Origin of the sequence: Streptomyces sp. NPDC006544 (genome assembly GCF_040611715.1) — a bacterium.
In the GTDB taxonomy this organism is placed as follows: Bacteria; Actinomycetota; Actinomycetes; order Streptomycetales; family Streptomycetaceae; genus Streptomyces.
This window is the reverse complement of sequence record NZ_JBEXOV010000175.1, coordinates 1-8,546: the sequence shown is the minus strand read 5'-3', so window position 1 is coordinate 8,546 and position 8,546 is coordinate 1. Positions and strand designations below refer to the sequence as shown.

The following is an 8,546-nucleotide window of genomic DNA, read 5'->3' as shown; positions in this document are numbered from 1 at the left end:
GCCCCCGCCCCTGGGGGGGCCCCCCCCCCCCAAGCCGGGCATGCGGGGCCGGGCCCGGGGGGGCCCCCCCCCCCCCCGCCGGGACCCGCCCCTCAGACCCCCCGCACCACCACGCCCTCCACCGCCGCCCCCGCCTCGTCCTCCACCACCACCGCGTCGCCGATCCACCGCACCGTGTACCGCTCCAGCTCGCCCGGCTCGAAGCCCGGCCCCGGATCGCGGACCACCAGCCCCCCGCCCGTACGCCCGCGCGCCGGAGCCCAGGCCTCCAGGACCACCGTCCCGTCCCCGCCCCGTACCGGCAGGAGCGCGCCCGCCCGCGCCAGCACCGGGATCCGGTCGGCCGGCGCGTCCAGCAGCACCTGGCCGGGACCCTCGTACGCCGTGCCCGTCACCGTGTCGTACCACCGGCCGCGCGGCAGCCGCACCGCCCGCCGGTCCGACCCGCACTCCAGCACCGGAGCCACCAGCAACGCGTCCCCCAGCAGGAACGCGTCCTCGCAGTCCCGCAGCGCCCGGTCCTCGGGCGACCCCCACCACAGCGGCCGCACGTACGGCGCACCCGTCCGCCGCGCCAGGTGCGCCAGCGTCACGAAGTACGGGCGCAGCCGCTCCCGTTCGGCCAGCACGGCCCGCGCTCCCTCCTCCACCTCCGCCCCGAACTCCCACGGCTCCCGCCGCCCGGCCCAGATCGCCGCATGGGTCCGGAACAGCGGCAGGTACGAGCCCAACTGGAGCCACCGCAGGTACAGCTCCGGTGAGGGCGACCCCCAGAAGCCGCCGATGTCGGGCCCCGTGTAGGGCACCCCGCACAGGCCGAGCCCCAGCACCAGCGCCAGCGAGACCCGCAGCCCGTCCCAGGTGCTCTCGACGTCCCCCGACCACGTGCCGCCGTAGCGCTGCATCCCCGCCCACCCCGACCGGGAGAAGAGGAACGGCCGCTCGGCCGGGCGCAGCCGTACGAGGCCCTCCCAGCCCGCGCGCGCCATCGTGAGCCCGTACACGTTGTGCGCGGCCCGGTGGTCCCCGCCGGCGCCGTCCAGCGCGTGGCGCGCCGAGCGGGGGAGCGACCGGTCCCCGAACGCGGCGAAGGAGACCGGCTCGTTCATGTCGTGCCAGAACCCGGCGAAGCCCTGCGCGAGACGCTCCGCGTACAGCCCGCCCCACCACGCCCGCACGGCCGGATCGGTGAAGTCCGGGTACGCGCACCCGCCCGGCCACACCTCGCCACGGACCTCGCGCCCCGCCGCGTCCCGCACGAAGGCGCCGTGCGCGCCGACCGCGAGCCCCGAGACGTGCAGCGCGTCGCCCGCCTTCACCGCCGGGTCGACGATCGAGACCAGGCGCACGCCGTCCGCCGCCAGCTCGGCGGCCAGACCCGGAAGACCGGGGAACCGCTCGCGGTCGACCGTGAAGACCCGGTGCCCGTCGTAGTGGTCGATGTCCAGATGGACGGCGGAGAGCGGCAGGCCCCGCCGCGTGTAACCGGCCACGATCCGGCGGACCTCCGCCGCGCTCCCGAACCCCCACCGCGCGTGCTGGTAGCCGAGCGCCCACTGCGGCGGCACGGCGGCCCCGCCCGTCAGCCCCGACCAGCCCTGCAGCACCCGGGCGGGCGGACCCACCAGCACCCAGCACCGCAGCGGACCGCCCTCCATGCGCAGCTCGCAGGTCCCGGGCCGGTCGGCGCCCGAGCCCGCACCCTCCTCGCCCTCGCGCAACACCACGCGCCCGTCCCACGTGTTGTCGTGGAACACCAGGTGCGTCCCCGCGTCCGCCACGACCAGCTGGACCGGCATGGTGATGTACAGGGGGTCCTCGCCCGGCCCGAACCCGTGCTGGGGATCGGTGTTCCACAGCCGGTACGAGCCGTTCCTCAGCCGGGGCCCGCCCGCGCGCCCCCCGAGCCCGAAGACCCGCGCGTCCGCCGGGACCTGACCGCGCAGCAGCCAACGGGCCGACCCGCTCCCGTCCGGCCCCTCCGCCGGCTCCCACCAGCGCGGCGGCAGCTCCCGCCGCAGCACCGCCCCGCCGGGCGTACGCACCTCCACGGCCCCGTGCCGGGACACCGCGACCGTCACCCGTTCCGACACCACCCGCCAGCCGCCCTCGGTGTCCGGTTCCAGCACCGCGCGCGGATCGGGGTCCGGCCCTTCGCCGACCACCGCGTACGAGGGGGTGGGCGCGGCCCCGTCCCAGCCCCAGAACACCGCCCCGCCCGTGGTGACCCGTATCAGCAGATCCGAACGGGCGAACCGCAGTACACCCCCGCCCGGCCGGGGCTCCGTACCGGTCAGCACCCCCGGCACGCGCGCCCGCTCCGCGCCCCGGGGCACGAGCCCCGCCGCGTCCACGCGCCGGTTGCGCCAGGCGGCGCGCCAGGCGCGCCGGCCCCGCTCGCTGCCGAGGTCCTTGAGCACACGCACCAGTTCAGAGGCGTCCATGGCGCCCACCCTGCCACCGCCGCCCGGCCCAGCAGGCTGCGTTCAACTGCCGTTCACTCGGAAAAGGATCACAACCGACCGCCACTGACCGCCGCCGACCACTCTGGTGCGGATGTCGATCACGTGGCATCGTCCCTGTGAGCCGTCGCGCGCACACCCCCCGCGCGGTGGCACCGTACGGGACACCGCACCGTACGGACAGCACACGACCCACCCAGACGACACGCTTACGAAGCGCGATCCGCAGACGTGACCGGGAGCCGACCCATGACCGCAGCCACCCCGCCCGAGCCCCTCTGGTCCCCGGGCCCCGACCGGATCGCCGCAGCCCGGATCACCGCCTTCCAGGCCTGGGCGGCCGAACACCACGGCGCCCCCGCCGACGGCGGCTACCCGGCCCTGCACAGCTGGTCCGTCGACGAGCTCGACACCTTCTGGCAGGCCGTCGCCGAGTGGTTCGACGTCCGCTTCACCACCCCGTACACGTCCGTCCTCGCGGACCGGTCCATGCCCGCCGCACGCTGGTTCCCCGGCGCCACCCTCAACTACGCCGAGCACGCCCTGCGCGCGGGCGAGGACCCGGCCCGCGCCGCCGACGCCGCGCTGCTCCACGTGGACGAGACCCACGAGCCCACCCCCGTCACCTGGGCCGAGCTCCGCCGACAGGTCGGCGCGCTCGCCGCCGAACTGCGCGCGCTGGGCGTACGCCCCGGTGACCGGGTCAGCGGCTACCTCCCCAACATCCCCGAGGCCGTCACCGCGCTCCTCGCCACCGCCGCCGTCGGCGGGGTCTGGACCTCCTGCGCCCCCGACTTCGGCGCCCGCAGCGTCCTGGACCGCTTCCAGCAGGTCGAACCCGTCGTCCTCTTCACCGTCGACGGCTACCGCTACGGCGGCAAGGAGCACGACCGCCGCGACACCGTCGCCGAGCTCCGCGCCGAGCTCCCCTCGCTGCGCGCCGTCGTCCACATCCCGCTCCTGGGCACGCCGGCCCCCGCGGGCGCACTGGACTGGTCCGACCTCACCTCGGGCGACACCGAGCCCGTCTTCGAGCCCGTCCCCTTCGACCACCCCCTGTGGGTCCTCTACTCCTCCGGGACCACCGGCCTGCCCAAGGCGATCGTCCAGTCCCAGGGCGGCATCCTCCTGGAGCACCTCAAGCAGATCGGCCTCCACTGCGACCTCGGTCCCGAGGACCGGTTCTTCTGGTACACCTCCACCGGCTGGATGATGTGGAACTTCCTCGTCTCCGGCCTGCTCACCGGAACCACCGTGGTGCTATACGACGGCAGCCCGGGATTCCCCGACACCGGGGCCCAGTGGCGCATCGCGGAGCGGACCGGGGCCACCCTCTACGGGACCTCCGCCGCCTACGTGATGGCCTGCCGCAAGGCGGAAGTCCACCCCTCCCGCGACTTCGACCTCTCCGCGGTCAAGTGCGTGGCCACCACCGGCTCACCGCTGCCCCCCGACGGCTTCCGCTGGCTGCACGACGAGGTGGCCGAGGACCTCTGGATCGCCTCCGTCAGCGGCGGCACCGACGTCTGCAGCTGCTTCGCCGGCGCGGTCCCCACCCTCCCCGTCCACATCGGCGAACTCCAGGCCGCCTGCCTGGGCACCGACCTCCAGGCCTGGGACCCGTCGGGGAAGCCCGTGACCGGCGAGGTGGGCGAGCTCGTGGTCACCAACCCCATGCCCTCCATGCCGATCCGCTTCTGGAACGACCCCGACGGCAGCCGCTACCGCGAGAGCTACTTCGAGATGTTCCCCGGCGTGTGGCGCCACGGTGACTGGATCACGATCACCGACCACGGTTCCGTCGTCATTCACGGCCGCTCCGACTCCACCCTGAACCGCCAGGGCGTCCGGATGGGCTCCGCCGACATCTACGAGGCCGTCGAGCGACTCCCCGAGATCAAGGAGTCGCTGGTCATCGGCCTGGAAGAGCCGAACGGCGGCTACTGGATGCCGCTCTTCGTCCACCTCGCGCCCGGGGCCGTGCTCGACGAAGACCTCCGTGCCCGCATCAAGGCGACCATCCGCGAGGAGCTCTCCCCGCGCCACGTGCCCGACGACATCATCGAGGTGCCGGGCGTCCCGCACACCCTCACCGGCAAGCGCATCGAGGTCCCGGTCAAGCGCCTCCTCCAAGGCGCCCCCCTGTCCAAGGCCGTCAACCCCGGCTCGGTGGACAACCTCGACCTCCTGCACTTCTACGAGGACCTCGCCCGCACACGGGGCTGACCTCGAGGCCGTTGTCAGTGGCCATGGTTACTCTCAGTGAGCAAGTGATCGCACACGAGGGGGAACCGATGCCACGCTCGAACGACACCAGGACCGGAACCACGGCGGGACGAGCCGCCTCCACCAGCAGGCGCCGCGCCCTGCGCCGCGAAGCCCCCAGCACCGTCGGCCTCCTGGCCGACGCCGGGGACTTCGCGGCCATGCGCCATTACCGCAGCTTCACCTTCGACGACCACCGCGACTACCTCCACCACGTCGACGGCCTGCTCCGCTCCCTCACGGCCCAGGGCATCCACACCACGGTCGCCCTCTTCGACCCCGCGGAGTACGCCGAGTACTGCGCGGAGCACGGGATCGACCCGGACACCCCGGAGGGCCGCACCCGCTTCACCGCCGAGCTGGCCGGCACCGGCGCCGCGCTCCCGCACGCCGGCCGGCCCATCGGCGAACTGGCCCCGCTCCTCGTCGACGAGGCCGTCCGGCAGGCCACCTGGGAGTACGCCGCCGGGCTCCTGAGCGGCGTGGGCAACTGCGCCGACTGCGGGGAGGACATCGGGACGGCCTCCCTGCGGCGCGCCGCGGACGCCCTCGACCGCCTCGTGGCCCGGGCCGGCCCGGGCCACCACCACCTGGTGTGCAGCGTCCCGACCGAAGGCGAACAGCTCGTCGCCGCCCTCACGCAGACCCGGGCGGACGGATCGCCGCACATCGGGGGCCGCGAGAGCCTCGACTTCGTCACCGTCCTCGCCGCCGGCCTGGCGCTCGGCGGCCCCGGGGGACTGGTACTGCGCAGCACCTCGGACGGGCCCGGCCCCCGGGACCGGGTCCACGGCTGGCGTCTCGACCGCGGCCGCCTGGTACCGCTCTCCGCGGCGGCCGTCTTCAACGCCTACTGCACCGACGCCGACACCGGAGAGCCGGTGCCCCCCGAGCCGGGCGTCGAATACTGCCCGGGGTACGAGGTGGACGAACCGGGCCTGCCCCACTGACCCGGGCGGGCCGGCGCACCCGCGGCCGCGAACGGCCGAGGGGCCCTCGCCATCGGCGAAGGCCCCTCGGACCGGGTCAACCCCTCCGGGGCCGTCCGGTCACTCTCCGGACAGCACCGCCTGGGCGGCCACGCGGGCCTCCTCCGCGCTGTCCGCGGCACGCGCGGCCGCGGCCGCGCGCTCGCACTGCGCGAGGGTGTACTTCGCGAGCGTCGCCCGCACGTAGGGAATCGAAGCGGCACCCATCGAGAGAGAGGTGACCCCCAGACCCGTCAGCACGCAGGCCAGCAGCGGGTCGGAGGCGGCCTCGCCACAGACACCACAGCTCTTGCCCTCGGCCCTGGCGGCCTCGGCCGACATGGCGACCAGGTCCAGCAGCGCGGGCTGCCACGGGTCCTGCAGCCGCGACACGGCGCCGACCTGACGGTCCGCGGCGAAGGCGTACTGCGCCAGGTCGTTGGTGCCCAGCGACAGGAACTCGACCTCCTGCAGGATCGAGCGGGCCCGGAGCGCCGCGGAGGGGATCTCCACCATCGCGCCGAACTTCGCCCGCAGACCGGCGTCGCGGCACGCGTCCGCGAACGCCTTGGCATCGGCCCGGTCGGCCACCATCGGGGCCATGACCTCGAGGTAGACCGGCAGCCCGGCGGCGGCCTTGGCCAGCGCGGTGAGCTGCGTGCGCAGCACGTCCGGGTGGTCGAGCAGCGAGCGCAGACCACGGACACCCAGAGCCGGGTTCGGCTCGTCGGCCGGGGTCAGGAAGTCCAGCGGCTTGTCGGCGCCGGCGTCCAGGACGCGTACGACGACTCGGCCCTCGGGGAAGGCTTCGAGGACCTTGCGGTACGACTCGACCTGCTTCTCCTCGCTCGGAGCCTTCTTGCTGTCGTCCAGGAACAGGAACTCGGTGCGGAACAGGCCCACACCCTCGGCCCCCGCCTCGACGGCCGCGGGCACGTCGCCCGGACCGCCGATGTTGGCCAGCAGCGGCACCTTGTGGCCGTCGGACGTCGCGCCCGGACCGGACGACGCGGACAGAGCGGCCTTGCGCTCGGCGGCCGCGGCCTCCAGCTCGGCCCGCTTCTCCGGGGACGGGTCCACGAACAGGTCACCGGTGCTGCCGTCGATGGCGATGAGGGTGCCCTCGGCGATCTCGCCGGCACCGGGCAGCGCCACGATGGCCGGCACGCCCAGCGCCCGGGCGAGGATCGCACTGTGGCTGGTGGGGCCGCCTTCCTCGGTCACGAAACCGAGGACCAGCGCGGGGTCGAGCAGCGCCGTGTCGGCGGGCGCGAGGTCCCGCGCGATCAGTACGTACGGCTCGTCACTGTCCGGCACGCCCGGCATCGGCACGCCGAGCAGGCGCGCGACGATGCGGTTGCGCACGTCGTCCAGGTCGGCCACGCGGCCGGCCATGTACTCGCCGGCACCCGCGAGCAGCACGCGGTACGCGGCGAACGCGTCGTACACGCCGCGCTCGGCGGTGCTGCCGACGGCGATCCGCCGGTCGACGTCCGCCATCAGCTCGGGGTCCGTGGCGATCATCGCCTGGGCCTCGAGCACGTGCTGAGCCTCGCCACCGGCCAGCTGGCCGCGCGCGATCAGGTCGGCCGACACAGCTTCCACGGCCTGACGGGCGCGCCCCTGCTCGCGCTCCGCCTCGTCCGCGGTGATCTGCTTCGCCGGCGGCTCGAGAACCGCCGTGCCCATGTGGCGAACCTCGCCGATGGCCACACCGTGGCTCACGCCGACGCCTCGCAGCGTTGTCTCCATTTCACCCGTCTCCGATTGAGCGGCGGGTCCACCCGCCGCGTTGGATGTCCAGTTCGCCCGAGCAGGCGGATACGTCACTGCCAGCCGAAGAGGGCGTCTCCGGCCTTCAAGGCTCCGGCCTCCACGACGCCGGTGAGGGAGTCGGCGGTCGCCTCCAGTGCCACCACGGGGCAGATGGGGGACTTGCCGGCGGCCTCGACCGCAGCGGGGTTCCAACGGATGACGGCCTGGCCGCGCGTCACGGTGTCGCCCTTGTTGACGAGCAGCTCGAAGCCCTCGCCGTTCAGCTGAACGGTGTCGATGCCGAGGTGCGTGAGCACACCGTGGCCCTCGCCGTCGACGACGACGTACGCGTGCGGATGCAGGGAGACGATGACACCGTCGACGGGAGACACCGCCTCCGCAGGCTCGCGTACGGGATCAATAGCGGTGCCCGGTCCCACCATCGCGCCGGAGAACACCGGATCGGGTACTGCCGCGAGTCCGATGGCGGTCCCGGCGAGTGGGGACGTCACGCTGGTCATGGGGGGCCTCCCAGGGGTGGGGCTTCTTCGTGTCGCCGTCACAACCAGTCCTGGACGGCGTACTTTGAGAAGGGTAAGTCATGAGACGTCCCGGTTCCGTCCGAAGTGCACCCTTTGACGGGTGCTGACGGCGGTCCCGGGCTGATCGGATGACAACCTAGTGGACTAGACCATACGCCTGAACCGATTTGCCTGGGCACTGGCCGGGCTGTACTGTCGTGACTCCCGCCAGGAAGCTCCGCGTGAACATGTCGCGAACAGCTGATGGACGGGCATCCTCCTCTTCACTACTGATCTTGATTCCGGCTTCTTTTCGTATGCCCATTCGGCAGAACGGAGAGCGGTCAGGGAGACGGAAAAGGACTGATAGAGTCGGACTCGCCGGAAAGGGAAACGCGAAAGCGAATGACCTGGAAGGCGAAAACAAAGCGAGACCGGCTCTGATAGAGTCGGAAACGCAAGAACGAAGGAAGCGCCCGAAGGAAAGCCCGAGAGGGTGAGTACGAAGGAAGCGTCCGTTCCTTGAGAACTCAACAGCGTGCCAAAAATCAACGCCAAAAAGTTGATACCCCGTC

Annotated in this window: 5 protein-coding genes; 2 read left to right on the top strand and 3 right to left on the bottom strand. The window is 73.2% G+C overall.

Annotation, left to right across the window (positions count from 1 at the left end):
- Positions 1 to 92: 92 nt before the first annotated feature.
- Positions 93 to 2,444 (bottom strand): glycoside hydrolase family 31 protein, encoded by a 2,352-nt coding sequence (locus ABZY44_RS36800; RefSeq protein WP_356661767.1) that lies wholly within the window; start codon positions 2,442 to 2,444, stop codon positions 93 to 95.
- Positions 2,445 to 2,711: 267 nt separating this feature from the next.
- Here ABZY44_RS36800 and ABZY44_RS36795 point away from each other — a divergent pair, with 267 nt between their 5' ends.
- Positions 2,712 to 4,688 (top strand): acetoacetate--CoA ligase, encoded by a 1,977-nt coding sequence (locus tag ABZY44_RS36795; RefSeq protein WP_356661765.1) that lies wholly within the window; start codon positions 2,712 to 2,714, stop codon positions 4,686 to 4,688.
- 68 nt (positions 4,689 to 4,756) lie between these two features.
- Positions 4,757 to 5,677 carry a hypothetical protein gene (locus tag ABZY44_RS36790; protein ID WP_356661763.1) on the top strand — a complete coding sequence of 307 codons (921 nt, stop codon included), beginning with the start codon at positions 4,757 to 4,759 and terminating at the stop codon, positions 5,675 to 5,677.
- Positions 5,678 to 5,776: 99 nt separating this feature from the next.
- Here the strand turns inward: ABZY44_RS36790 and ptsP are convergent, their stop codons facing one another.
- Positions 5,777 to 7,447: a phosphoenolpyruvate--protein phosphotransferase gene (ptsP, locus tag ABZY44_RS36785; protein ID WP_356661761.1), complete on the bottom strand. Its 1,671-nt coding sequence runs from the start codon at positions 7,445 to 7,447 to the stop codon at positions 5,777 to 5,779.
- A gap of 74 nt (positions 7,448 to 7,521) precedes the next feature.
- The gene (locus tag ABZY44_RS36780) at positions 7,522 to 7,971 is read right to left on the bottom strand and encodes a PTS glucose transporter subunit IIA (protein WP_356661759.1); all 450 of its coding nucleotides are present in this window, start codon (positions 7,969 to 7,971) and stop codon (positions 7,522 to 7,524) included.
- Positions 7,972 to 8,546: the final 575 nt, after the last annotated feature.